Raw genomic sequence first — 26336 nt, 5'->3', positions numbered from 1 at the left:
GCTTCAGTTGCTATCAGGTTATGGGCGATTGCGTATCGACGAATAACATGCCGGTTCCTTCGAAGGTTGGGCCAAATCCCAGCGATTTAACCTTTGTTGCCAGAAAGCGGACCATAGCTTCGGCGCGGGCAGTGTTACGGGGCATGTTCAGAATCGTCGGTTCGCCAGACAGAAGTCTGGCCGCTACGCCCGTAGCCATCGGACAGGCCATTGACGTACCGCTCAGGGGAGCATAACCACCAGGTACTGATGAGATAATGCCAACGCCCGGCGCAATGAAATCCACCTCAGGGCCGATATTGGAGAAACCCGCTACAAAATTTTTCTTGTCTTTTCCGTAAGGAGCCGCCACGTTGGGGGCGTCGGTGGTATTTGCGGGAAACGTGCCTTTACGGCCCATGGCCCCTACCGCTAAGGATAGCGAAAACGACGCCGGAAAGCTGACCGACTGTCGCCCGTCATTACCCGTCGCTACAAAACAAAGCGTACCGTTTTCATGAGCAAAGCTGATGGCTTCTTTGGTCGCGTCGTCGGCGGGGCCGCCCCCCAGGCTCATATTGATCAGGTCGCAGCCGTCAGCAACGGCCTGCTCAATGGCTTTAATAATGGCAAAATTTGACGCGCCCTGGCTATTTCGGGCAAACACCCGATACACGTAGAGCTTTACGTCCGGGGCTGCTCCGCGTACGCCAGTTGGTGGGGCGCCCCGGGCGGCAATAATGCCCGAGACGTGCGTGCCATGTTCATCCACATCATTAAAATCGCTGGGATTATCGCCCGTTACGGTACTGCCGCCACCCGAAATGGTCAGATCGGGGTGCGGCCCGGCGCCAGTGTCAATGACGCCGACTTTCACGCCATTGCCGGCCGGTTGACCAGCGGGCGCGGGCGGATAGAAAAAGTTCTTGGCGTCGGGATACGTAAGCGAAACCGGCTGAATGTTCAGCACGTCGTTGTTTTTAAGCGTTATCTTCTGTTTCCAGAAGCTCCAGTACCCCACTTTAGGATAAACGTAAAGCTGATCAAGCAGACGGTTGCCGACGTTTCTGAGCCGCACAACCCCCTTAGCATCGGAGGTAGCCTGTTCGCCCGCGCGCCCATCGAAGTCTGTAAACGCGACCACCGTCGCACCACCTACCGGCTTACCCGTTTTGGCGTCTTTCAACATAATTCGAATGCTCGTAGTGACTTGCGCGGCTGTCGGCTGAGGTTTCTGCTTAATTTCAACCCGATACCGCTGTGGGAAAAAGAAGACCTCCGGCACAATCCGCAAACCCGGCATCTGCGCCCGCAGGTTAGGCAGTTCATTCTCCGGCAAACGAATAAGCTTGGCACCCTGTCGGCCAATGGTGTCTAGGATAACAGCTTGATCGGTGGGTGGCTCGGCCAGTACGTCGGCCAGACGGGCGCTGGTAGTTAGTTTCGCAAAAACCTGTTCGGTTTGCGAAACAATCTGGTCATCAGGAAACCGGATACCTGATTTAGGCAGGAGGATATAATTCCTGTACGTTAGCTTAGCCATGAACGTGCGGGTTAGACTATTTCGGAAATAACAGCCTGTTTACTCACTGACCAGAGTCAGCCGACAGTTTGTTTTATTAGACTACCAACGCTAACAGGAAGTTTAGAAAAATACGGCGCAAAAACAGATTTAATCTGGAGGCATGGTTACTAGAAGAGACGTATGCGGGACTGTATTTCACTCTATAAACAATAGGGTCGAGTACCGCGGGCCGGCAATCCAGGCGCTGGTAGACCGGTTCTGCCTTAATGAGTACCGGCCTACCGCCATCGGTTGACGGTTTCATAGATATGCATACCGATTTCCTGGCTGGTCGACCAGCCGTCAAATGGTTTGGCCGTACTGAAAATTAGTATCGCCAGACAGCTGGAAATGATCAGGCTGGTCAAGGAGTGGCAAATCAACCGTAATACACAAAAAGCTCCCCATCGCTGACAGGGAGTTTTTTTGCAGGTAAGGTGTCAGGAATGGCAGTCATTAATTCAGCGAAATGGTGCGGCCCGATGTGGCAACCCTGGTCGAGATCGTTACGGTTTGTCTGGTTGTTTCAACCCCGTTGGTAACTTCAATTGTGTACAGGCCGTCTTCAAGGTCATTCAGGTTCAGTTTCCGCCGGCTTTTCATCTGTTTCTTGCCAAGATGTTCAGTGTAAAGCACCGTGCCATCATCAGATTTCAACTGAATATCAACGTGGCCCCCCTGCTGCTTATCGAGCAGAACGACGAATTTACCGTCAACCGCTGGATACATGCCTACTTTATACGAGGCCGCAGCCGCTGGACGAAGGATAGGCTTGGTTTCAGCGAACGAAGCAGCGGAAGTAGTAAAACCGAGTGACAGGGCAATGAGCAGAGGTTTGATGAGAGTTTTCATAGTTTTTGATTTGTTCTTTGGTTTAAAGTATGTATTGGGTTATCCCGTATTGGTGAAACAAAGATATAGGCTACGTTTGGTACTATGCATCACATAGTACTTAAATGGTTTATTTGTTTGATGAGTGGCTTGAAACCAGGGATGGCTGAGGGAACGGGACTGTCTATGTTCGAAGTGGGGTAGACTGAACGCGCTGTTTGCTTTTTATCAGGAAGATTAAACAGGCTTTTTTTGCTGGCTATTGGCCCCGGTTAAAGCGTAACAACAGTATCCTGGACGTTAACTTATATTCCTTTGTATTACATCCCAACTTTATTTACCCGGTTTGATAAGTTAATTGCGGCCGAAAGCACCCGGCATGGTGGTATCAGCCCTGCCCCATATGGGTCGCTCAATCTGGGTATTAATACGCCCGACGATTCGGCTAATGTTGATGAAAACCGGCGTCGTTTCTTCGAGGCTATTGGCGCTGGAAGTTCTGTTCCCTTTGCTTCGTCGCATCAGGTACACGGCACAGAGGTGCTGCTGGCTACTAAAGCGGGGCGTTACGACGGCTATGATGCGCTCATCACCAGTCAGCCGGGTCTGCTCATTGGCGTAACCGTAGCTGATTGCGTCCCTATACTGATTTACGATACCCAACATCAGGTGGTTGCGGCTATTCATGCAGGCTGGCGCGGAACCACCGGGGGCATCGTCAGCAAGACCCTGGAGGCCATGCAGCATCACTTTGCCACAAAGCCCGATGACTGCTATGCTTACGTAGGGACCTGTATTGACGAAACGTCGTTTGAAGTTGGTCCGGAGGTGGCCGAACAGTTCGCTCCGAATTTCAAACGAAGCGATCCATATACTCAGAAAAATTACGTTAATCTAAAAGCAGCGAACACAAAACTGCTGACCGATTTTGGCATTCCTTCGGCGCAGATTGGTATTTCGCCCTTTTCGACAGTGTTAAACAACGATGATTACTTTTCTCACCGCACCGAGAAAGGGCAGACTGGTCGAATGCTGGCTGTAATTGGTCTCAAGCCGTAAACAAAGTGCTGCGTGTTGAGGTTATGTAACTGTAATTTTTATACATCTTTCACTCAGCGTTTAAAAGTCATGGGAATCTTAGTATCAATTCTGGTAGGTGCAGTGGCCGGCTGGCTGGCTGACCTTGTGTTCAAACGGTTTTCGTTTTCATTATTTGCTGAAATCCTGCTCGGGATTGCCGGTGGTTTTGTAGGTGGCTGGATATTTGGTCGTGATGGCAGCATTCTCGACCAGATTCTGACGGCCTTCGTTGGCGCCGTAATTATTCTGGGTATTGCCGCCCTGATTAAGGGGGCTCGTCGGACCACCTAGTTGTCTGATTCAGCAAAAGATTACTAACAGAAAAGCCACTCCGGGAGGAGTGGCTTTTCTGCATTTAAGACCATTAAGCAGCGCTGCAATCTAACCGGCAGCGGGTTACTTTAGTATCTGCCGTGAGATCACCAGCTTCTGAATTTCGCTGGTGCCTTCGCCAATTGTGCAGAGTTTGGCATCCCGGTAAAACTTTTCCGCCGGAAAATCTTTAATGTATCCATAGCCACCAAAGATCTGAACCGCTTCGTTAGCTACCCTGACGGCTGTTTCCGAAGCAAACAGTTTCGCCATAGCCGACTCTTTCGTAACGGATTTACCTTCATCTTTCAGATCGGCGGCCTGGTAAGTTAATAATTTAGCGGCTTCGATTTCGGTGGCCATATCGGCTAGTTTAAAAGCAATAGCCTGAAAACTGGCAATGGGCTGGCCAAACTGCTGACGTTCCTGCGAATAAGCCAGAGCTGCGTCGTAGGCGCCATAGGCAATTCCCAGGCTCAGGGCCGCAATTGAGATCCGCCCGCCATCGAGCACTTTCAGCGACTGAACAAAACCATCGCCTACTTCGCCGAGACGCTGGCTGTCCGGAATGCGGCAATCCTGAAAAATCATCTCGGCTGTTTCGGAGGCCCGCATGCCCAGCTTATCTTCTTTCCGCCCCCCCGAAAAGCCGGCCGTACCGCGTTCGATCACAAAAGCCGTTGCGTTGCGAGACGTGTTGGGTTCACCCGTTCGGGCAATTACTACCGCTACGTTTCCACTTCGACCATGGGTAATAAAGTTTTTAGCCCCGTTCAGAATCCAGCTGTCGCCATCGCGAACGGCCGTTGTGCGCATATTACCCGCATCTGAGCCGGTGTTGGGTTCAGTTAGGCCCCACGCGCCAATCCATTCGCCCGTAGCCAGCCGCGGAAGGTAGGTTTGCTTCTGCTGTTCGTTACCGAATAATAAAATATGATTGGTGCAAAGCGAGTTGTGAGCGGCCATCGAAAGACCAACTGCCCCGTCAACGCGCGACAGTTCGGCAATAGCCGTAACGTATTCCCGATACCCCAGACCCGCACCCCCATAACGCATGGGAACAAGCATACCCATCAACCCCTGCTCGCCTAACTGCGTGAATAGTTCGGCGGGAAAGTGCTGTGCTTCGTCCCATTCGCGCACGTGCGGACGAATTAACCGTTGACTCAGATCACGGACAGATTGGGCTATTAATTCTTGGTTTTCTACAATTTCGTTAATCATATATCTAGTTAAACTGACGAAGTGATCGATTGTTAATTTAAGAATTTTTGCTTAAATCTGTATCCCCATGCCGTATGAACAATTTTGGCCTGCATTTGGCTAGAGAACCGAGTAAAGAATCATTTTTTATTGTTATAAAGAATATTTTAGTAACAAAATAGATGTTTATTTATAAAATTAGTATATTAGCAGTCGAAATCGAAAATTTCATTGGTTATTCGGGAGTAAATACTCAGCCTACATACCGATGAGTCACTATTCCGAAGCAACCTTAGGCTATTATTAAAAATCTCCTATTTTTGTGACGTTCGGCCACTCGGGATGAACGCTGACATGATAATAATCTACAAACCTATTTTTAACGTTTTTTTATGAAACTGGCAGTCGTAGGAACCGGATACGTGGGGCTTGTCACAGGTACGTGCTTCGCCGAAACCGGCAATCAGGTTACGTGCGTTGACATCGACGAACGGAAAGTTGAAAAACTCAATAACGGAATTATTCCCATCTATGAACCGGGGCTCGATGTGTTGTTCAACCGCAACGTAGAGCAGGGCCGGCTAACATTCACGACCAATCTGGAAGAAGGTATCAAAGGCGCAGAGGTCATCTTTCTGGCCTTACCAACCCCACCGGGTGAAGATGGGTCAGCCGATCTGAAATATATCCTGAAGGTGGCCAGCGATCTTGGGCCGATCCTGAATCAGTACGCAGTTATTGTTGATAAGAGCACGGTGCCGGTTGGCACGGCCGAAAAGGTGCATGCTCACATCGCCGACAACGCCAAGGTTGACTTCGACGTGGTGTCGAATCCCGAGTTTCTGCGCGAAGGAGTAGCCGTTGAGGATTTCATGAAGCCGGACCGCGTGGTGATCGGTACCCGGTCGGAGCGGGCAAAGGGCGTAATGAATCGTCTGTATGCACCGCTGGTTCGGCAGGGTAACCCCATCATCTTTATGGATGAGCGTTCGGCCGAAATGACCAAATACGCAGCGAACGCCTTCCTGGCGACCAAAATCACGTTCATGAACGAGATTGCCAACCTGTGCGAGCGTGCGGGCGCCAACGTTGATGACATTCGCCGGGGCATCGGTACCGACAGCCGGATTGGCAAGCGGTTCCTGTTTGCCGGTATTGGCTATGGCGGCAGCTGCTTCCCAAAAGACGTACAGGCACTGGCTAAAACGGCGCAGGATTACAACTACGATTTCAAGGTTCTCAAGTCGGTGATGGCGGTCAACTACGCGCAGAAAACGAAGTTGATGCCCCTGATTCTGGATCACTTTGGTGGCGATCTGCACGGCAAAACCATTGCCATCTGGGGGCTGGCCTTTAAACCCTACACGGACGATATCCGCGAAGCACCGGCTCTGGACAACATCCGAGCGCTGCTCGAAGCAGGCGCGAAAGTAACGGTCTATGACCCGGAGGCAATGGAAAACGTCCGCAACCAGATTGGGAACGCCGTATCATACGCGCATACGCAGTACGCTGCGCTGGACGATGCCGACGCTCTGGTCATCATTACAGAGTGGCCTCTCTTCCGGACACCTGATTTTGACAAGATGAACCTATTACTGAAAAATAAGGTCATCTTCGACGGCCGGAATGTTTACGAGGTTGATCAGATGCGCGAAATTGGCTATACGTACTACAGCGTCGGGCGGGAAGCCGTCCTGGCCCCGGTCGAGCAGAAAGTCTAATTCAATAAACTAGGCACACAAAGGACACAGAGAGTTTGCTTATTGCTTTCTTTGTGTCCTTTGTGTGTATTCAGTTATTCCTTTTCTCAGTATTTATGAAACGTGTACTCATTACCGGCGGAGCCGGATTCCTTGGATCGCACCTGTGTGATCGGTTCATCAGAGAAGGCTACCACGTCATCGCGATGGATAACCTGATCACGGGCGACATCCGGAATATCGAACACCTGTCCCACCTGCCTAACTTTGAATTTCATCACCACGACGTTTCTCAGTTTATCCACGTACCGGGCGAACTGGATTACATCCTGCACTTTGCTTCGCCGGCCAGCCCGATTGATTACCTGAAAATTCCGATTCAGACGCTGAAAGTTGGCTCGCTGGGCATTCACAATTGCCTGGGTCTAGCCCGGGCAAAGGGAGCGCGGGTTCTGATTGCATCGACCTCAGAAGTGTATGGCGACCCGACTGTTCACCCGCAGAACGAAGAATACTGGGGGAACGTAAACCCCGTTGGTCCGCGTGGCGTGTATGACGAAGCCAAGCGCTTTCAGGAAGCCATGACGATGGCTTACCATACGTATCACGGGCTGGAAACCCGCATCGTCCGGATCTTTAATACCTACGGTCCGCGGATGCGGCTGAACGATGGCCGGGTTCTGCCTGCGTTCATTGGACAGGCCTTGCGTGGCGAAGACCTGACGGTATTCGGCGACGGCAGCCAGACGCGCTCGTTCTGTTACGTCGATGATTTAGTGGAAGGAATTTATCGTCTGCTGCTGAGTGACCACGCTTATCCGGTCAACATTGGCAACCCGTCCGAAATTACCATCAAGGAGTTTGGCGAGGAGATTATCAAGCTCACCGGCACGTCGCAGAAACTTGTTTTCAAAGAGCTGCCGAAAGATGATCCCAAGCAGCGGCAGCCCGACATTAGCAAAGCGAAAGCCCTTCTGGATTGGGAGCCGAAGGTGTCGCGGGCCGAAGGGTTGCGGATTACGTATGAATATTTTAAAAGCCTGCCCGAAGAAGAACTGTATAAAGCAGCCTACCACCGGGAGTTCGGGAAGAATTAACCGGGAAGTTACGTACGGATAACAAAATTCGTCGTATTTTTACTTCGTAACTGCCTTGAGCAGTACACCTTTAGCTGTCTGATAAAAACCTGCGGGCCTCGTTGTGCGCAGGTTTTTTGTTTATAGGCCGTTACTACTGCTTTATTTCTACCGGAGCCGCCAGTTTTGCCTCGGTGCGGTTCTGAAGCGCTTTGCCGCCCCAGTTTCCTTCGCTGCCCCGGTGCAGAAGGTTGGGGGTGATATTCTGTTCAAAAACGTTGTTAGAATTGGTATTGCCCCAGCATTCATCATTGATGCCGGTTTTATAGCCACGAATGGTGTTTCGCCGGATGGTATTGTTCTGGGCCGGGAAATCGGCCGAGCGGAAATACACGAAAATCCCTCCGCGCTGACCCGCTGGCGATAGATCCGGCCCCCGGTGAACAATCGTGTTGCCCGCTACCAGACTGCGGCTTGAGCCTTCCAGACTAACTCCGGCCGGATTCGCTCCGGAAATGAGCGGATTGTTAACGATCTGAAACTGATTATTGTCCAGCACCCGGATTGGAATGCCGCCTTTGCCTTCTGTTACGATCCGGACGCCCTGCACCAGGATATCCTGCGCTACGTTTGTGCCGACTGTCAGCAAGCCGCAGGCGTTAGGGCCTTTGGTGTTGATGCTGCCGCCGATGAACGAAATCTGCTTGCTGGTTCCTTCGCCACACAGGCCGATACCATGGCCGTATTTAACCCCCTGATAAACCCGGTTGTTGGTGAAGGTAACCCGCTCACTACCATAAAAGGTGGCCAGTCCGTAATTTTTGCAGTCCCGCACGGTGTTGCCGACGGCTGTGCAATTGAACGAGTGTTCGAAGTCAACACCTACGTCGCCACAAATTTCGACGGTGTTACTGGTGACGGAGACGTTACGGCCCCGGTTGCCCCAGATTCCTCCACCCAGTACGCGCCGAACCCGGTTGCTCCGAATCCGCAGGTTTTCGCAGTAGCCATTCGTTTCATCGCCCCACCACTGAATACCATGTTGGGCATCTTCAACCCGGCAGCCCGTTACCTGAATATCCTGCGAGATAACCAGATTAATACCCTGATGCTGGTCAACCCCCTTCAGGCCGCAGCCAGTTACCTGCATGTTAGAAAAGGTTAGCTTCTTCGACGCAACAACCTGTAAGCCCTGCTCAGCCACTTCCCGAATGCGAAGCCCATTAATCGTTACGTTCTCGGCCAGACGAACCTGCACGCCTGTGCCGCGTTTCCGCTGGGTGCGGTTACCGTGTACCGTGCCGGTTCCGTCAACGCGAACACCCGATTGCAGCGCCAGCACCGGTAATGGCTGGTCGGTCGGCAGACCACGCAGAATGGTTGTTGCGCCAATAACCAGCCGGGTATTTTTGGGTACGTTCAACGTCCGGACGTTGAACGTACCAACGGGAAGCTTAACGATTTTTCCGGCGTTCTTGGTTAGTAGCTGCTGCAGCAATCTGGTTTGATCGACTGCCTGGTCGCGGGTAAGCGTCAGGGCAAGCAAAAGAGCATCGGTTGAAGGCATAACGTTTCGGAGCCGGTGCGCTGAAGGTTCTGGCGCACTTCCTGATGCATAATAAGCACAAACGCTGAATCCTCAAGGACAAACTTACCCATTACCATGTCTTTTGCAGACTCAGATAACTTCCCACTCCATCGGGCAGCAGAACACCTTTATCGGCGGCAATGGCTGCTTTAAGTCTGGTTCCGCCCAGCCAGGATACCGGCTGGCTGATTTCGAGCAGGAGACTGCTCTGCCAGATGCCCCGGCCGTCCTGCGCCGATTTGCCAAACCGACCATAATTTTTGCTGATAGAAACCAGGCCGCGCACCGTTGTCTGCTGAAACAGCGCTGCCAATAAACCGACGTGCATAACCTGTACCCGGTTATTGACAATGGCCTTGCGGAAAGTGCCCGGCCCACCATAATTGACAACTGTCGTTTCTGACCGGGGGGTTAGAAACGGGGTGCCAATGGTCCGGTATCGGTATGTCCAGCCGTCGGCATACTGACCATTATTGAAATAATCATCGTTTCCGTCGTAACCGCCCAGGGCTTGCGTACTTGCCCGATCGCTCTCCCGTCGGGTATCGAGGTACTCCAGCGTTATGCGCCGAAGGTTAAACCCACGACTGCGAAGGCCTCTTTCGCTGCGACTCCGCCAGCTAAGGCCATAAAGCGCATCGGGCGCATTGAGCCAGATTAATCCGGATTTATCCTCGAATGGATGTTGCAGGTAAACGAGCCAGGTGGCCTGCCGCCCCGTAATTTCAGCCGCAAAATCCCAGGAGCCGAGGTGATTACCGAATCGATTCAGACCATCATATTCGGTATAGGTAGCCGTTTGAATCGAATCGGGCTGACGGGAAGTTATTACGTACCAGTAATCTTTAACACTCGATGGCAACTGCCCGCCCGAAACGATACCCCAGTTTGGTCGGGTTGCTTGTCCACCCCACTGGGCGTTATGAACCAGGCCTCCATACAGGCGCACAGGCCAGGTGGATTTGCCGAATCGGACGTAAAGCGCTTTCTGGTGCAGAAATGAGTTACGTACGGAGTCGGCGTTTCCAAACCAGCCGTGCGCAAAGAAGGCATGAAAAGCAAGCAGATCGTGGGTGAATGGTACCGAAACAAAGCCGGTTGTACCAAACCGAATCTGCGGAATCGGCAATGCGTTGCCCGAATTGGAATAGGACCCCGACGTCAGCAGCGTGTCAACTATTCCAATGATCTGCTTCCGGCGACCCGCCACCAGTTCGAAACGGTCCAGACGAATGCGTCCGTAACCTTCCGGCAATAGCACTTGTCGGGCTGGTTGATAAGCAGTTGAGGGCGATACCGTCCCGACAACCTCTACGCCATAATCAAGGCTAAACCAACTCTTCCTGCCCCAACTGAATGTTCTGGCGCTACTAAACCGTACAAAACCAAACGGGTTAGTAATGGGCACGATACCAAAACGATTAGCCCGTAACCAGAAGGGCGTCTGCTGACTAGTAGCAGCAGAGCCGCCAATTTCGGCAGTGATTGAGGCTGGTCGACGCACCAATGTTTCCGACAAGCTATCCGGTTGCGCCTGACCGAAAACTGGCAACAGGCTAAGCAAACAGAACAGACGAAGCATAAGAAGCTGAGTGATGTGGATACGGCAAGATACGCACAATCCCGATCAGCTTAGGCGGTCTTTAAAGCTATCATATCCAAAGGTGCGAACCAGTTCGAACTGGTTTTGTTCTTTCCAGATACCAATGCTGGGCAGATTCACTCCGTTGAACGTTGTAGTCTTAACCATGGTGTAATGGATCATATCGTCGAAGACAAGTCTGTCGCCAATTTTCAGCGGCTGGTCGAACGAATAATCGCCCATGAAGTCGCCGGCGAGACAGGTCATCCCACCGAGCCGATACGTGGGCTTACCCGCAACAGGTTCGTGATAGGAGCCAAGAATCCGCGGCTTATACGGCATTTCAAGCGTGTCGGGCATGTGGGCCGCGAAGGACGTATCGAGAATAGCGACGTCTATGCCCTGACTATTCAGGACGTCCAGCACCGTCGAAACCAGAACACCGGTCTGCCAGGCAATGGCTGAGCCGGGTTCCAGAATCACATCGACCTGATACTTCTGACGAAAGGCTGTCAGCAGATCGATAAGGTGACTGGTGTCGTAGCCTTCGCGGGTCATCAGGTGCCCCCCGCCCATGTTGACCCATTTAGCCTGATGGAGCAGATCGCCAAAACGTTCTTCAAGTGCCGCCAGCGTTCGTTCGAGCGTAAACGAGTCGTTTTCGCAAAGGGTGTGAAAATGAATACCTTCCAGCCCTTCCGGTAGCTGGTCGGGCAACTGGTCGCGCGTGGCGCCCAGCCGCGAACCAGGCACGCATGGATTATACATATCCGTTGCTACTTCCGAGTATTGCGGATTGACCCGAATACCGCACGATACGCCAGCCGCAATGGCCCGGCTTCCAAACCGATCCCACTGGCTCCAGGAGTTGAACGTCAAATGGCTACTGCGTTCCAGAACCTCATTGAATTCATCGTCGCGGTAGGCAGGGATATAGGTATGGGCTTTTACGTCCATGTAGTCGTTAACGAGTCTGATCTCGTTGAGCGAACTGGCCGTTGCTCCGCTCAGATACTTGCGCACCAGCGGAAACGCGCTGAACATGGAGAAGCCTTTCAGGGCGAGAATGATGGTTACGCCAGCTGCTTTCTGGACGGAATCAATCCGTTCGAGGTTTCGGCGAAGTTTGGCCTCTTCCAGGACGAAGCAGGGCGAAGGTACTGTATCTATGTAGGCATGTAAGCTCGTATCCATACCACAAAGGTATGAAACTAATCCCCTTTGGGCCTGAGGTAATCTCTACCGAAATGCACTGGCAGATTGCACCGCACGCGAACGAACCGCCCGGACTGACTACCCGGCTTCCAGGCTGGCATGGCCCTGACGACCCGCAGGGCTTCCTCATCACAGCCGAAGCCAACTCCTTTCAGTAACTGAATATCGGTTAGTCTGCCATCGACTTCCACAATAAACCCTACGAAAACCCGGCCTATGAATCCTGCTTTACGGGCTTCGGCCGGATACTGGATGGTCTGTTTCAGATACGCTCCTAAAGCCTTCATGCCGCCGGGAAATTCAGGTGCTTTTTCAACAACAGTTAAAACCTCTTCGGGCAGATCGTAACGGAGATTGTGAATACGGGGTTGAGCGACAGCTAGTACGCTTGCCAGTAACAGGCCAGCGATCAACCCGAAACAGGTAATGAGTAAGCGTAAGCGGATACCTGCGTAGAGGTCTTTGGCAAATGAGAACGTCAGCATACGAAGTCGGCGTTTGGGTGTATTCAAACGATGCTGATGAACAGTTCATTCCATAAAGCCTTCCGGCCTCAGCCTAAGAGGCAGGCTTAGTTTACCAAATTGATTAAGCAGGCCAATCGCTGTCTGAACAGAAGGGAGGAGTCATAAACGGTCGTACTGCTGAACCAACGTGATTGCATCGGCTTCGGTCTTAACGATAAGCGTTTCGGCTGCCGTCTTCAGCACATCGCCCTTGTCATTCAGCGCATCCAGCAGCGATTTTTTGGTGAGCTTTACCTTAGTCAGCGTCAGGTCCGGTTTAAGGACGTAATACGTAAAAGTCTCCTTGAACGAGTCGTAACGTATATTATTGGAGTAGGGGTCTTTGAAATCAGCCCGTTTGAAAGTCTTTGCTATCCGCTTCAGCAGGGCGGATTTGCCCTGGTACAGGACCAGAAAATAGCCTTCTTTTACATACTCATCGTCGGTTTTGGCAAGCGGTATTCGTCGGAACAAATAGGTCTGACCGGCTGCGTCCTTAAGCTGGAAAGATTTTACCTGCTCAGGATTAACAATAATCGAATCGTTGCCCGCCCAGGGGCGGAGTAAGATCAAATGCTGGCGAAAAGCGTCGAATTTAATCGGCACCTCATTATAGTTCTGGCCGGCCGCCATTTCAATCTGGCCCTTGTTCCAGTCCGGCAGAAAATAGGGCGTTCCCACCAGTCCCTCATACCGATGGTCGATTGTGTTGACCATCGTATAGGGACCCGAGCCAACAATCTCACTCGTTGACCGGTAGGTTTCGTAACCATTACGTCGGTCATTGGGATTCAGCTGACGGACAGGCGTGGCTTTGGTGGAATCTCGTCGGGTTTGGGCCGCCAGATTCAGCGGAAGCCAGAACGACGCAGCCAGCAGAAAAAAGCGGATAAAAGTCATTCGGCGGTTGAGGTTTGTTGACTAATATAAAGAAAAATCCCGTTGCTTTTGCAACGGGATTTTTCCTCTGGTTTTTACTACTGATCAGACTGGGTACTCATGTGGCAAGGGAATGTCAACCCGCTCCTGAACGGGTAGCCCCTGCTTGTTCATCTGCTCAATGAAGGGGTCCGGATCGAGTTCTTCGCAGTTCCAGACACCGGGCTTCATCCAGATTCCTTTCAGCATCAGCATGGCACCAATCATGGCCGGAACGCCAGTGGTATAGCTAACGGCCTGCCCACGTACTTCTCTGTACGTCTCGGCATGGTCGCAGTTGTTCCAGATGAAGTACGTCCGGTCGGCACCATCTTTTACCCCTTTAATCTGGCAGCCGATGCTGGTTTTACCCGTATAATTCTCCCCGAGCGTATCGGGCGCGGGCAGAACGGCCTTCAGAAATTCGAGCGGCACAATATCCATGCCCTGGAATTTAACCGGGTCAATGCGCGTCATGCCTACGTTCTGCAGAACTTCCAGATGGGTCAGATAAGCCTGGCCGAAGGTCATCCAGAAGCGCGCCCGTTTCAGCGTAGGAAAGTTCTTGACCAGCGACTCCAGTTCTTCATGGTATAGCACATAGGATTCGCGCGCCCCGATTTCCGGGTATTCGATCGGTTTATGAATGCTCATGGCCGGAATCTCAACCCATTCGCCATTTTCCCAGTAGCGGCCGGGCTGGGTTATCTCGCGGATATTAATTTCAGGGTTGAAATTAGTCGCGAATGCCTTGCCGTGGTTACCCGCGTTGCAGTCAACAATATCCAGGTAATCCATCCGGTCGAAATGGTGCTTGGCGGCATAAGCCGTAAAGACCTGCGTAGCGCCGGGATCGAATCCGCAGCCCAGCAGCGCCATCAGGCCGGCCTTCTCAAACCGCTCCCTATAAGCCCACTGCCAGCTATATTCAAACTTGGCAACGTCTTTCGGTTCGTAATTAGCCGTATCCATATAGTGTACCCCGGCTTCCAGGCACGCATCCATAATTGGTAGGTCCTGGTAGGGGAGGGCTACGTTGATGACCAGCACCGGATTAAACGACCGGATCAGCGCAACCATCTCGGCCACTACGTCGGCGTCTACCTGAGCCGTCTGAATAGTTACGCCATGCATCTGCTGAATTTCGGCCGCAATCCGATCGCACTTCGATTTGGTGCGGCTGGCCAGCATGATGTTGGTGAAGACCTCGCTGTTCATGGCACATTTATGTGCCACTACACTGCCGACCCCGCCTGCCCCAATAATGAGCACGTTTGCCATGTAGCTAAATTTAATAGGTTATAATTCGCGTTTCAGCCGCAAAGATAGAGAAAGTCAGTTGGTCAGTAAGCCATCCTGTGCTGGGTTCATAACGCTGCGAACGGCTCTTTACGGATTCAGAGCAGAATTTAATCGGCTAACAAACAAACGTTTAGTATATTTGTTATGTAGAGAGTGATGGTTAACAAATCGCGCACGTTATGAAATTTATATCTCCCTCCGGTTCTTTCGAATTTTCGATTTTAGGATACGGTACTAAAACGACTAACTGGCGCGAGCGTAATAATCTGTTGTGTCAGGTTTCAACGATATGGCGGCAACAGCATGACTCTCAGGCCGCTCCGCTGCAGACCTGGGAAGTAGGTCGGCTGCTCAGCGGGCTGCGGTCACTTTGGAGCAAGGCCGCTAATCACGTGGCCTTAACGTTTTCGGAACCGGGGCTTAGTCTGGAAGCCACGGCCTTACCTAACGACAAGTATCGCTTACAGATCCAGCTGGATCATGCGTTAACGCCGGTCTGGCACCGCTATCCTGATTTTCCGGTTGAGCTGGAAATGATGCTTAGCCGAACGCAGTTACAGGACGCCATCCGTGATTTATCGGGGCAGCTGGCTACTTACCCGGAGCGCTGAGTCACTGTCTGATAGTTATCTAAAAAAGCACTTTAATTCTCGTCAAAAAACTGCTAATCCATCATCCCGTCAGCTTATATAAGCTGACGGGATTTGGCATTCTACATGGATGTATATACCTTTCTGACGTATATGCCTATTTGATTTATATCTAGCTGATTAATAAACGATTGCCAGTTTGCTGGTACTGTACTTTTGATTTGTCGGCGCCGTGTTCATCAATGCTAACAGCCCGAATATTTATCTATACGAAATAGAGAGACTGACTGGCTGGGTTTAAAGCTTCTATATTGGTTGAACCAGCCACAGGCCTGATTAATCTGTACTGAACCTGATTTAAGCCTTACGTGCATTTCGGCGAATACAGTCGCATTTCTGATTCTGTTTACACTGGTGTTTTGAGTAACTCCCGGTTCGCCCGGCGCTTTTTTCGCTGCTCTGACTTCCATAGCTACGTTGTCGGACGCGACCGGTCAGTTAGACAACATTTTGTCGATTTTCTTATGCAACGCTGACGTTACCAGTTGGTAACAATATATGTAATACTCATATTTGTACCCATACGCCAAGTAAGGTAGAGTTAGCGTATCCGGACGTACAGCCTTATTCAAATAGTACACGCCTAATTAACAATTAAACAATTAACAGTATGAAAGTTGTAAAGCGTAGAAATCGCCAGATGACCATGGAACGCATTCTGCGGGCTATGGGCGACGTGATGGCTGAGCGAGGCACTGAAAAAGCGGGAATTAACGCCGTTGCCGATCGGGCGGGTGTTAATAAAGTGCTTATCTACCGATACTTCGGTGGTTGGAATGGTCTGCTGGAAGCATACGTCCAGCGCGGGTTTTTCCTGTCGATGTTCAACGAGAAGTTTCTGGAGTCGGTGCCGGATCACCTGCCCGTCGAGAATCGCAGCAAGGTCTGGTCCGACTACACGATCCAGTTCATGCGCGAGTTCCGGGCTCGAAAACCCTCGCAGGAGCTTATTCGCTGGGAAATGACCCACGGCGAAACCGAACTGGCGCGACGTCTGGCGGCCTTTCGTGACCAATCCTATAAGGAGTTGGCTGATAAATTGGCGCCTTACTCGGAATATGATCCGATTGCTATAATGAGTCTGATGATTTCTGCGGTGACCTACATGGTGCTGACCAGTAGCCAGCGTGACCATATTATTGATATTGATCTTCATTCCGAATCGGGTTGGGAACGACTCGAAACGGCTATTCGACGAATTTATTCCGGTCTTAGTTTTGCCCTCGAACACGAAACAGCCAAGAAAGTCGAGGTAAAGTAGTAAAGAGAGCTGGGTTTATGATTAGCAAACATTCCGCTCCGATTACAAACCCAGCTCTCTTGCCTATCGGTTCATTAAATCCTCAATCTCGTCGGCCTCAAGGGGAATATTGGCCATCAGGTCTGCGTTACCCGACTCGGTAATGAGTACGTTGTTTTCAAGACGGATACCGAGCTTTTCTTCGCGTATATAAATTCCGGGTTCGACGGTAAAAACCATCCCCGGTTCCATCTTTCGGTATTTATTACCCACGTCGTGCACATCGAGGCCCAGAAAATGCGACGTACCGTGCATAAAGTATTTTTTGTAGAGCGGCATGTCTGGGTCCTGACTGGCTACGTCGTTGGAATCGAGCAGGCCGAGGCCGATTAATTCTTTCTCCATAACGGTGCCTACTTCACGGTGGTAGTCATCCCATAAATTGCCGGGCCGCAGCATTTGTTTGGCTTCCTGCATAACCCGCAGCACAGCGTCGTAAACTGCCCGCTGCCGTTGGGTGAACCGGCCGTTAACCGGCACCGACCGGGTCATATCCGCGTTGTAATTTGCATATTCAGCCCCCAGATCGAGCAGGATGACATCGCCATCCTGACATTGCGCACTGTTGTTAATGTAGTGCAGTACGCAGGCGTTCGCCCCCGATGCAATAATAGGCGTATAGGCGGCTCCGCGCGACCGATTGCGGATGAACTCGTGCATCATTTCGGCCTCAATCTCGTATTCCCACACACCCGGTTTAATGAAGCCCAGCAGCCGCCGGAACATCTTGTCGGTGATGTCGACAGCGGTTTGTATGAGCTGAACTTCCTGCGGTTTCTTGATTGCCCGCATATAATGCATAAGCGGAGCAAGCCGCTCCAGCCGGTGCAGTGGATACTTCTGTTTAAATTCGTCAATGAACCGGGCATCGCGGGTCTGTACCTCAACACCCGCGCGGGTATGTTCGTTGGTATTGAGGTAAACGTGTTCGGCCTCAAAAATCATCTGCGCGAATATCTGCTCGAACTGATTCGTCCAGTAGATCTGCTTCTGCGGCATGCCGGTTGTCTGCTCAGCTTCAGCTTTGGTCAGTTTATGACCTTCCCAAATTTCAATCAGCTCGCTGGTTTCACGCAGGAACAGCACCTCCCGAAATTTGGGATCGGGGTGATCGGGAAACAGCACGAGACGGGTTTCTTCCTGGTCGACGCCGGTCAGGTAGAACAAATCGTTGTTTTGCCGAAAGGCCATCGTCCCATCGGCGTTGGTTGGCATAATGTCATTGGCGTTGAGAACAACCAGCGATCTGGGCTTCAGCAGGGCTGCTAACCGTTGGCGATTCTGAACGAAAAGCTGATTATCAATAGGGAGATAGCGCATACAGCGGGGCGTTCCGTCGGTTATTTTGATAAGTTTGCAAAGAAACTCAAAAGCTGTAACAGTTTCTGGGTGTTTTCGTGTTTAGGTTACGTGTCTCCCTGGGTAGGAGACAAACTCGCTTTGGGATTGCTTATGCTACTTCGTCTGATTCTGTTTAGCTGTCTGCTTTCGCTTTCCGTGCAGGCGCAGCCCCGGGAGGCCCAGCCTGATGCGGTAAGCCCGAAGTACTGGATTCTGCTAGATGCTAAGGATCAGACAGCCGCTCCGGCAGTGTCGCCGGCCGCCCTGGCCAGCCGGCAGCTGCTGAGCCTGCCGGTTGATGACACCGACCAGCCTGTTTCGGCGTGGTATCTGAATCAGTTGCGGCAGGCAGGCATTCAGCCGGTTTGCCAGTCGCGCTGGCTGAACGCCGTTTCGGCCCGGTTAACGACCGAACAATACGCCCGGGTTGCGGCCTTGCCGTTCGTCAGGTCAATTCAGGCGATTGATCCCGCTATCATCATTACGTCGCTTGATCTGCCCACCAACCCGCAACTGGCCCCGGTGATGACTCAGATTCAGGCCCCGGATTTTACGCAGGCGGGTCTGACGGGCCGGTTCGTTACCATCGGCGTTATTGATGCGGGCTTCTTCGGGGCTGACTCCGTCAATGCGCTCAAGCACATTTTTGCGCGCGAGGGCGTTCGGCAGGTTCGGGACTACGTTAACGACAAAAAAACGCATGGTAAGTTGTTCCGCACCCTCGAAACCATGTCGGATTTTCACGGTACAGAAGTGCTGGCGGCCATTGCCGGCAATGACCCAACCGAAAATTTACAGTACGGCTTAGCGACTGACGCTCAATTTTACCTGGCCCGCACCGATCAGGGCAACCGCGAATACCGGGGTGAAGAAGATAACTGGGTGGCTGCTATGGAATGGATGGATAGCCTTGGTGTTCGGCTGATTAATACGTCGCTGGGCTACGCAAAAGGATTCAGCAACCCCAAGGAAAACTACGAACCCCGGCAGATGGATGGGCACACGAGCCTGATCAGTCGGGCTGCGCAGATTGCTGCCGACAAGAAAGGAATGCTCATTATTGTCTCGGCAGGTAACGAAGGCGACGACCGTTCGTGGCGGATCATTAGTACTCCGGCCGATGCGCAGGGCGTGCTGGCTATTGGGGCTACGAACGCCAAACTCTGGAACCGCATTGGCTATAGCAGCATTGGTCCGGAAACGTTACCTTATCTGAAGCCGAACGTTTCGTGTTTCTCGTTGTATGGTACGTCGCTGTCGGCGCCGGTCATTACGGGGTTTGCGGCCTGCCTGATGCAGGCGAACCCGAAGTTGACCAACAAGGAATTAATGGCGATTATCGAAAAATCGTCGCATCTCTATCCCTACGGCAATAATTTTATCGGCTACGGGGTGCCCCAGGCATCGCGGGCTATTGCCCTGCTCCGCAACCAGCCACTGCCGAATACAGCCCGCCTGGTGAAAGCTTCTGGCAAAACATGCGCGCTGTACGTAACGACCAACGAACCGGTGGTGTCGGTTTTTCACAAGAAAGATGCCACGCACGTGCTGCAGCAGGAAGCCGCTAAAGTTAGCAATGGTAAATTAACCCTCCACCGGGAAAATGGTGAGAAGCAGACGACGGTCGATCTAAAGAAAGAGGTTATTGAAGTAATCTGGGAATAGGCTCCCACGCTTCCGGAGGTATCTTAATAATATTTTCCGTATCTCAGGTAGTTACCCACGTAATCGGCAATGCCTTCTTCCAGCGTGGCAAACGGCCGATCGTAGCCGATTGAGCGGAGTTTAGCCATATTGGCCTGCGTAAAGTACTGGTATTTATCACGGATGTCGGCGGGGGTATCGACGAACTCAATTTCTGGTTCGCGGGCGAGAGCCTGGAAGGTAAGCGTGGCCAGATCGAGAAAGGTACGGGCTTTACCACTGCCGAGGTTATAGATGCCGGAGTTACGCCGGTGGTGCATCAGAAAGGAACAAACCTCAATTACGTCTTTTACGTACACAAAATCCCGCATCTGCTCGCCATCCCTGAAATCGGGATTGTGCGACCGGAACAATTTCATCCGGCCCGTCTGGCAAATCTGATTATAGGTGTGGAAAATCACCGAGGCCATCCGGTCCTTGTGGTACTCATTGGGGCCGTACACATTAAAGAACTTCAGACCCGCCCAGAAAAACGGTTTACGTTCCTGTTCCAGCGCCCAGATATCGAACTCATTCTTGGATTCGCCGTAGGGGTTTAATGGCTTCAGCCGGGGAATCAGCGATTCGTTATCGTCGTACCCTAACTCGCCCAGGCCATAGGTAGCAGCCGAAGAAGCATAAACAAGCGGAATCTGATACTCAATGCAGCGCTTCCAGATCTGCTTGGAATATTCGAGGTTCAGATGCTCAAAAATCTGCCAGTTAAACTCCGTAGTGTCGGTGCGGGCACCGATGTGAAAAATGAACTCAACTTCGTGATAATTGGCGTCGAGCCAGTCAAAAAACACCTCCCGGTCTACCCGTTCCTGAATTCGTTTGTCTACCAGATTAGCTGTTTTACGCGGGTCTGAAAAATCATCAACGGCAATAATGAAATTGAAATTTTCCTGATTGAGCTTTCGGATTAAACAACTTCCAATAAACCCAGCGGCCCCCGTAACGATAATCATAAGATGGTAGTTGTAAACGTGTAGGTTCTATAAAGAGGTATTAATCAGGCTCGGCAAAGTCAAATTGGCTGTAAAGATACAGCAATATCGTTGGATATTAGAATAGTGTATTTAGTGATTAATTTGTATTTTTTTAATATAGGTATGTGGTGCACTATGTAGCTGCTTCTGAACAATGAGAATCATTTTTATGCGCTCAGAACAGTTCGTACCTTTGTAAACTTTTTTCAATCGGCGTTTCTGGCAACCGCCCTATCTAAACCAGACAAATGGTCTATATTAATCGAATTGAGCATTTTAACGCGGCCCACCGGCTCTATAATCCAGCCTGGTCGGAAGAGCGTAACCGGGAGGTTTTCGGCCCCTGCGCTAACATTAACTGGCACGGCCATAACTTTGAACTGATCGTAACCGTAAAGGGAGAACCGGACCCCGACACGGGTTTTGTAATTGATCTTAAGCTGCTTGGTGACATCATTAAACGTGAAGTCATTGAAAAAGTGGATCATAAAAATCTGAACCTCGATGTTGACTTCATGAAGGGCAAAATGGCCAGTTGTGAAATTTTCATCATGGAGATCTGGAAAATTCTCGAACGCGCGCTCGAACCAGTAACCGAAGCGCATCTGCACCAGATTCGGCTTTACGAAACGCCGAAAAACTTTGTTGATTATTTCGGCGAGTAGTCATTGCAGGTCATTAATTGTCATGAGCCATCATTCCTGGTCGCGGCAATTAATGATGACCCTTGACACGTAATGACCTCTTGATGACGTATTACCTAATTGCCGGCGAACGCTCCGGCGACCTTCACGGCGCAAATCTCATCCGGGCCATTCGTCAGTATGATCCGGCTGCGCAATGCCGCGGGTATGGCGGGGAGCAGATGGAAGCCGCTGGTGCTACGCTTAGACGCCATTACCGCGAAATGGCCTTCATGGGATTTCTGGAGGTCGTTAAAAACCTGGGTACTATCCGTCGGATCATGCGCGAATGCCAGGCAGATTTACTGGCCAATCGCCCCGATGCGCTGATTCTGATTGATTACGCAGGGTTTAATCTGCGCATGGCCCGGTTCGCCAAACGCCACGGCATTCGGGTCTTTTATTACATTTCGCCTAAGGTATGGGCCTGGAACCAGCGTCGGGCATTGAAGATCAAAGCCAGTGTGGATCGGCTATTTACAATTCTGCCCTTCGAAACAGAGTTCTTTGCCAAATACGACTACAACGTTGAATACATCGGAAATCCGCTCCTCGACGCGCTGGCCGACTTTCGGCCCGATCCTGCGTTTCGGAAGAAAGCCGGTCTGGACAACCGGCCTGTCATTGCGCTGCTGCCCGGCAGCCGTCGTCAGGAAATAACCAGCATCTTACCGGCTATGCTGGCGGCCACCCGTCAGTTTCCCGAAAGTCAGTTTGTGGTGGGGACCGTCAGTAATCTGCCGGACGAGTTATATACGAATCTGTTAGCAGCTTACCCGCATGTCCGGCGGGTAACTGATGCGGCTTATGATCTGCTGCATGTAGCAACGGCTGCACTCGTTACCTCCGGTACAGCTACACTCGAAACGGCGCTGCTGAATATTCCACAGGTGGTCTGTTATAAAACGACTACAATTTCCTACGCTATCGCCAAAAATCTCATTGCCGTGCCGTTTATCTCGCTTGTTAACCTGATTGCGGGCCGGGAAGTCGTCAAAGAGTTAATTCAGAGCGATCTGACGCCTGACCAGATTGCTACCGAGCTGCAGGCCGTGCTGTCAGAAGGCCCATGGCGAGCTGCGCAACTGGCGGGGTACGCCGAGGTACAACAAAAAATGGGAGAGCCGGGCGCTTCCCAGCGAGCCGGAAAACGAATGGTTGAATTAACCCGGCTTACAAACGTCTGAGGCTGTTCAGAACCGCCTTATTTTACTTCAAAACGTTTGGTTTTATCCACCTTGACCGTATCGGTCGATGGCAGAAGGTAATATTTTGGACCCGGCATTTGTTTCGGCGTTCCGCTACCTTTCCAGATGGGCATATTATCCTTAAACCTGGGTATTAGCTTTTTAACAACTACCGAATCCTGTGGGGGTACTTGATCAGGAGAGGAAATCAGTATACATAAACTTACTTGTAGAATCACTAATACCATATTGATTCAGAATTTAAGTATATCTATTCGATAATTACGACTCTATCTTGCCAGTCATTTAGGGTCAGGCCACAGTAAATTAATGATTATTAAGGCAATAACCGACAGTTAATCTGTATGGTATAAATAATTCTATCGCTGGGGCGACGCTTCCTGAATCACGCCGGTCTCCTCCCAGTTCCGCAGCCAGTCTTTTTTTACGCCCTGCACCTGGGAGAAAAATGCGTAGAAGGGGACCATGTCTTTCTGGTAGTTGCCGGTGACGTAAATGGGTCCACCAAGGATGACGAGTTTCCGGGGCCAGTCGAAGCCGACCGGAATAATGGGGACGGCGGCTTTGAGGGCAATGTAGTAAAAGCCTGTTTTCAGCTTGGAAACGTTGCTGCGGGTGCCTTCGGGGGTAATGCAGATATGAAGCCGTTCGTTCTGGTTGAATACGTTCACAATCGCGTCTACCAGGTTGTGCGACTTATTGCGGTACACGGGTTTGCCGCCTAACAGCCGGAAAAACCAGCCAGCATACCAGGTGAACAGTGAACTTTTGGCGAGGTATTGAATCCAGATATGAATGGTCGGACGAACGCCTAAGCCGACCATAAAGTCCCAGTTAGTTGTATGGGGGGCAACCGTCCAGATGCCTTTCGGGGAGTTAGGTACATTCCCAACCACCCGCCATCCGGCGACATTGAACAACCAGCGGGTAAAGGCAGAAAGCATAATCTTCGGCAGGAAGTGAGCAGTCTTCAGCAGGCAAATCCTGAATGCTATTCCTGACTGCCTGCCGAAGACTGGCAGTTAAATTAATACTTCCGGTCTTTACGCTCCAGCCATCTGCCGGTCATGAAAGAAGCTGTCAGCAGAACAACGTAGAACAGAAGCGTTAATGGGGTCGATAAATCCATGTTGGTATTCAGTTGAATTCGGGTGCAAAAGTACAATGGAAAACCTCAGACTCAAACAGTCAGCGTCGGTTTGTCAGCCGGTTCTATTTATAAAACGCCTTTCGTGCTGGGCAGGTTGTCGAGTTCCTTAACGTCGCGCCGGACGGCCATCTTTATAGATTTGGCGAACGCTTTAAAGATAGCTTCGATTTTGTGGTGCTCGTTATCGCCTTCTACGTTGATATTCAGGTTGCAGAGGGCGGTATCGGAAAACGATTTAAAGAAGTGAAAGAACATTTCAGTGGGCATATCACCGATTTTTTCGCGCCGGAATTCAGCATTCCAGACGAGCCAGGGCCGTCCCGAAAAGTCAATGGCTACCTGCGCCAGAGCCTCATCCATCGGCAGCAAAAATCCGTACCGGCTGATGCCCCGCTTCTCGCCCAGTGCGCGCCGGTAAGCTTCACCCAGTGCCAGCGCCGTGTCCTCAATGGTGTGGTGCTCATCAATATGCAGATCGCCCTGTACGCGAATGGTCAGGTCGGCGCCTGAGTGTTTGGCAACCTGGTCGAGCATATGGTCGAAAAAGCCCAGACCCGTCTGAATGTCGGCCCGGCCGCGACCGTCGAGGTTAAGATCAACGCGAATCTGCGTTTCTTTCGTATTCCGTTCTACCATAGCGGTACGGGCGGGCAGCCGGAGAAACTCCGCGATTTTGTCCCAGTCGTCGGTTTTGAAGGCGATAGCGTTCTCCATTTCAGGCGTCAGGCCGGTGACATCGGCCATCTGAACAGCAGACAGGCCATTGGGGGGTAAAAACAGAATAGCTTTAGCCCCAAGGTTTACGGCCAGCTGCACATCGGTCAGGCGGTCGCCGATAACGTAACTGTTGGCGAGGTCGTAGGCTTCCGAAAAATATTTCGTCAGCATACCGATGCCTGGCTTACGGGTCGGGGCGTTGTCGCGGGGGAAATGCCGGTCGATGTGAACGTTGGCAAAATGCACGCCCTCGCCCGCAAAGGTGGATAGCATCTTGTTCTGCGCAGGCCAGAATGTATCTTCCGGAAAGGAATCGGTGCCCAGACCATCCTGGTTCGTAACGATCACCAGTTCGTAGTCGGTTTCCTGGGCAATCTGGCGCATGGCCGAGATAGCCTTGGGTATATAATCGAGTTTGGCTAACGAATCAACCTGCTGATCGGGCTGCGGCTCCACAATTAGGGTCCCATCGCGATCAACGAAGAGTATTTTTTGCATAAAAATGGCCGTATAATCCACAAAGATACCGTCCTGACAGCATTGCTAATGAAAAGATTGTAATTTTGCGGTCTATTCACATCGCTATCTGTTTCTGCTAGTAAGAGTTTTCATTGAGCTACCCCGCAATTTTCTATTCGAATAGGAGTTCCTGCCGTTTGCTATCTGCTCTACTGTAGAAAATACTGATCCTATCAAAGGCTACGTTTACACTGAACATTCTTACCATACATACATTAACTTTAAAATAAGATCATGCCTGCAGCTTCATCCAGACTAACCCGTATTGGGGTTTTCTATGACGGCAACTATTTCTTACACGTAAGCAACTACTATAACTATTCCCATGAACGGCGCAGCCGCATAAGTATATCGGGTCTTCACGCGTTCATTCGGCGGCAGGTAGCAGAAGAAGAAGGTGTTAATGAACGGCTTTGCCAGATTGTTGATGCGCACTACTTCCGGGGGCGGTTAAATGCCCACGAAGCTAATCAGCGCGGCAACCAGTTGTTTTACGACCGCTTATTCGACGATATTCTGATGTCGGAGGGCGTTGTTACGCATTATCTGCCCGTGAAAACATACCAGGGCTACCGCCAGGAAAAAGGAATTGACGTGTGGCTGGCCCTTGAAGCTTTTGAGCTGGCGCAGTACAAAAAGTTTGATGTTGTGGTGCTGATTACGTCCGACGGCGATTACGTGCCCCTGATCCGAAAGCTGAACACGCTTGGCTCGCGGATTATGGTGCTGAGCTGGGACTTTGAATTCCTGAATGAACAGGGCGAGAAGCAGGTAACGCGCACCTCGCAGGATTTGCTGGAAGAAGTATCGTATCCGGTAGCTATGCACGAACTGATCGACAACCGTATCCGCAAAAATGATACGGTCATTCAGAATCTGTTTGTCAAGCAGCAGCCTCGCCCAACGTTCACGGCAGTAACTGGGGGAAGTAGTTTTAACGGGGGGTTTACCGACGAAAACACGTATGAAGATGAATATACGTCAGACGAGCCAAATTACAACGTTGCCGATGGTCTCGGTGATTCAGAAGGTCGTAAGATTAGTACCATTCGCAGCCTGAAAACCGGTTACGGTTTTGTTAATTACCCGCCAAATAATCTGTTTTTCCACTACACCAGCCTGATTGATACGGACTTTAATGAGTTGCAGGTCGATGATGAAGTAGAGTTCAGCATTGGCAAGAACGCCGAGGGGAAAGACATTGCCGTCGATGTTCGGTTGCTGCACCACTAAA

At 51.2% G+C, this 26336-nt stretch carries 23 protein-coding genes; 10 read left to right on the top strand and 13 right to left on the bottom strand.

Annotation, left to right across the window (positions count from 1 at the left end; translation table 11 throughout):
* Window positions 1-13: 13 nt before the first annotated feature.
* Both HNV11_RS19000 and HNV11_RS18995 read right to left on the bottom strand, forming a co-directional pair.
* On the bottom strand, window positions 14-1522 hold the full coding sequence (locus HNV11_RS19000) for a S8 family serine peptidase (RefSeq protein WP_171741164.1): 1509 nt from the start codon (window positions 1520-1522) through the stop codon (window positions 14-16).
* 477 nt (window positions 1523-1999) lie between these two features.
* On the bottom strand, window positions 2000-2395 hold the full coding sequence (locus tag HNV11_RS18995; RefSeq protein ID WP_171741163.1) for a hypothetical protein: 396 nt from the start codon (window positions 2393-2395) through the stop codon (window positions 2000-2002).
* Window positions 2396-2683: 288 nt separating this feature from the next.
* On the opposite strand from HNV11_RS18995, the gene pgeF reads away from it, so the two are divergent.
* Together pgeF and HNV11_RS18985 are read left to right on the top strand one after the other, a co-directional pair.
* The gene (gene pgeF, locus HNV11_RS18990; protein WP_171742243.1) at window positions 2684-3433 is read left to right on the top strand and encodes a peptidoglycan editing factor PgeF; all 750 of its coding nucleotides are present in this window, start codon (window positions 2684-2686) and stop codon (window positions 3431-3433) included.
* A gap of 69 nt (window positions 3434-3502) precedes the next feature.
* Window positions 3503-3745 (top strand): GlsB/YeaQ/YmgE family stress response membrane protein, encoded by a 243-nt coding sequence (locus tag HNV11_RS18985; RefSeq protein WP_171741162.1) that lies wholly within the window; start codon window positions 3503-3505, stop codon window positions 3743-3745.
* Between the two features lie 105 nt (window positions 3746-3850).
* On the opposite strand, the gene HNV11_RS18980 is transcribed toward HNV11_RS18985, so the two are convergent.
* Window positions 3851-4990, bottom strand: coding sequence for an acyl-CoA dehydrogenase family protein (locus HNV11_RS18980; protein ID WP_171741161.1), 1140 nt, complete (start codon window positions 4988-4990; stop codon window positions 3851-3853).
* A gap of 371 nt (window positions 4991-5361) precedes the next feature.
* Between HNV11_RS18980 and HNV11_RS18975 the strand changes: the two genes are divergently transcribed.
* Both HNV11_RS18975 and HNV11_RS18970 read left to right on the top strand, forming a co-directional pair.
* The gene (locus HNV11_RS18975; protein WP_171741160.1) at window positions 5362-6693 is read left to right on the top strand and encodes a UDP-glucose dehydrogenase family protein; all 1332 of its coding nucleotides are present in this window, start codon (window positions 5362-5364) and stop codon (window positions 6691-6693) included.
* A gap of 95 nt (window positions 6694-6788) precedes the next feature.
* Entirely contained in the window at window positions 6789-7769 is a 981-nt protein-coding gene (locus tag HNV11_RS18970; protein ID WP_171741159.1) for a UDP-glucuronic acid decarboxylase family protein, read from the top strand.
* Window positions 7770-7902: 133 nt separating this feature from the next.
* Here the strand turns inward: HNV11_RS18970 and HNV11_RS18965 are convergent, their stop codons facing one another.
* The 6 genes from HNV11_RS18965 to HNV11_RS18940 all read right to left on the bottom strand — a co-directional run bounded on the left by HNV11_RS18965 (window position 7903) and on the right by HNV11_RS18940 (window position 14838).
* Window positions 7903-9315: a right-handed parallel beta-helix repeat-containing protein gene (locus tag HNV11_RS18965; protein ID WP_171741158.1), complete on the bottom strand. Its 1413-nt coding sequence runs from the start codon at window positions 9313-9315 to the stop codon at window positions 7903-7905.
* A gap of 91 nt (window positions 9316-9406) precedes the next feature.
* Window positions 9407-10918: a capsule assembly Wzi family protein gene (locus HNV11_RS18960; RefSeq protein ID WP_171741157.1), complete on the bottom strand. Its 1512-nt coding sequence runs from the start codon at window positions 10916-10918 to the stop codon at window positions 9407-9409.
* Between the two features lie 45 nt (window positions 10919-10963).
* Window positions 10964-12112, bottom strand: a complete 1149-nt coding sequence (gene nspC, locus HNV11_RS18955) for a carboxynorspermidine decarboxylase (protein ID WP_171741156.1) — start codon at window positions 12110-12112, stop codon at window positions 10964-10966.
* Between the two features lie 17 nt (window positions 12113-12129).
* Window positions 12130-12618 (bottom strand): energy transducer TonB, encoded by a 489-nt coding sequence (locus tag HNV11_RS18950; RefSeq protein ID WP_171741155.1) that lies wholly within the window; start codon window positions 12616-12618, stop codon window positions 12130-12132.
* Window positions 12619-12759: 141 nt separating this feature from the next.
* Window positions 12760-13539 (bottom strand): hypothetical protein, encoded by a 780-nt coding sequence (locus HNV11_RS18945; protein WP_171741154.1) that lies wholly within the window; start codon window positions 13537-13539, stop codon window positions 12760-12762.
* 84 nt (window positions 13540-13623) lie between these two features.
* Window positions 13624-14838 carry a saccharopine dehydrogenase family protein gene (locus HNV11_RS18940; protein ID WP_171741153.1) on the bottom strand — a complete coding sequence of 405 codons (1215 nt, stop codon included), beginning with the start codon at window positions 14836-14838 and terminating at the stop codon, window positions 13624-13626.
* Between the two features lie 200 nt (window positions 14839-15038).
* Between HNV11_RS18940 and HNV11_RS18935 the strand changes: the two genes are divergently transcribed.
* Together HNV11_RS18935 and HNV11_RS18930 are read left to right on the top strand one after the other, a co-directional pair.
* Window positions 15039-15470 (top strand): WapI family immunity protein, encoded by a 432-nt coding sequence (locus HNV11_RS18935; RefSeq protein ID WP_171741152.1) that lies wholly within the window; start codon window positions 15039-15041, stop codon window positions 15468-15470.
* 649 nt (window positions 15471-16119) lie between these two features.
* A complete protein-coding gene (locus tag HNV11_RS18930) occupies window positions 16120-16770 on the top strand; it encodes a TetR/AcrR family transcriptional regulator (protein ID WP_240163565.1) in 651 nt (216 codons plus the stop codon).
* 63 nt (window positions 16771-16833) lie between these two features.
* Here HNV11_RS18930 and HNV11_RS18925 read toward each other — a convergent pair whose 3' ends face one another.
* Window positions 16834-18129 (bottom strand): aminopeptidase P family protein, encoded by a 1296-nt coding sequence (locus HNV11_RS18925; protein ID WP_171741151.1) that lies wholly within the window; start codon window positions 18127-18129, stop codon window positions 16834-16836.
* A 132-nt stretch (window positions 18130-18261) separates the two neighbouring features.
* Here HNV11_RS18925 and HNV11_RS18920 point away from each other — a divergent pair, with 132 nt between their 5' ends.
* Window positions 18262-19815: a S8 family serine peptidase gene (locus tag HNV11_RS18920; protein WP_171741150.1), complete on the top strand. Its 1554-nt coding sequence runs from the start codon at window positions 18262-18264 to the stop codon at window positions 19813-19815.
* A 23-nt stretch (window positions 19816-19838) separates the two neighbouring features.
* Here HNV11_RS18920 and rfaD read toward each other — a convergent pair whose 3' ends face one another.
* Window positions 19839-20804 carry an ADP-glyceromanno-heptose 6-epimerase gene (rfaD, locus tag HNV11_RS18915; protein ID WP_171741149.1) on the bottom strand — a complete coding sequence of 322 codons (966 nt, stop codon included), beginning with the start codon at window positions 20802-20804 and terminating at the stop codon, window positions 19839-19841.
* Between the two features lie 269 nt (window positions 20805-21073).
* On the opposite strand from rfaD, the gene HNV11_RS18910 reads away from it, so the two are divergent.
* Both HNV11_RS18910 and lpxB read left to right on the top strand, forming a co-directional pair.
* A complete protein-coding gene (locus HNV11_RS18910; protein WP_171741148.1) occupies window positions 21074-21490 on the top strand; it encodes a 6-pyruvoyl trahydropterin synthase family protein in 417 nt (138 codons plus the stop codon).
* Between the two features lie 83 nt (window positions 21491-21573).
* Entirely contained in the window at window positions 21574-22695 is a 1122-nt protein-coding gene (gene lpxB, locus HNV11_RS18905; RefSeq protein ID WP_171741147.1) for a lipid-A-disaccharide synthase, read from the top strand.
* Between the two features lie 380 nt (window positions 22696-23075).
* Here the strand turns inward: lpxB and HNV11_RS18900 are convergent, their stop codons facing one another.
* Both HNV11_RS18900 and hisB read right to left on the bottom strand, forming a co-directional pair.
* Entirely contained in the window at window positions 23076-23660 is a 585-nt protein-coding gene (locus HNV11_RS18900; RefSeq protein WP_171741146.1) for a 1-acyl-sn-glycerol-3-phosphate acyltransferase, read from the bottom strand.
* Window positions 23661-23932: 272 nt separating this feature from the next.
* Window positions 23933-25081 (bottom strand): bifunctional histidinol-phosphatase/imidazoleglycerol-phosphate dehydratase HisB, encoded by a 1149-nt coding sequence (gene hisB / locus HNV11_RS18895; protein WP_171741145.1) that lies wholly within the window; start codon window positions 25079-25081, stop codon window positions 23933-23935.
* Between the two features lie 255 nt (window positions 25082-25336).
* Here hisB and HNV11_RS18890 point away from each other — a divergent pair, with 255 nt between their 5' ends.
* On the top strand, window positions 25337-26335 hold the full coding sequence (locus tag HNV11_RS18890; protein WP_171741144.1) for an NYN domain-containing protein: 999 nt from the start codon (window positions 25337-25339) through the stop codon (window positions 26333-26335).
* Window position 26336 lies beyond the last annotated feature (1 nt).

It is taken from the genome of Spirosoma taeanense (assembly GCF_013127955.1).
Taxonomy (GTDB): domain Bacteria; phylum Bacteroidota; class Bacteroidia; order Cytophagales; family Spirosomataceae; genus Spirosoma; species Spirosoma taeanense.
Note: the sequence above shows the minus strand (reverse complement) of the source record. Positions and strands in the feature narration are given on the sequence as shown.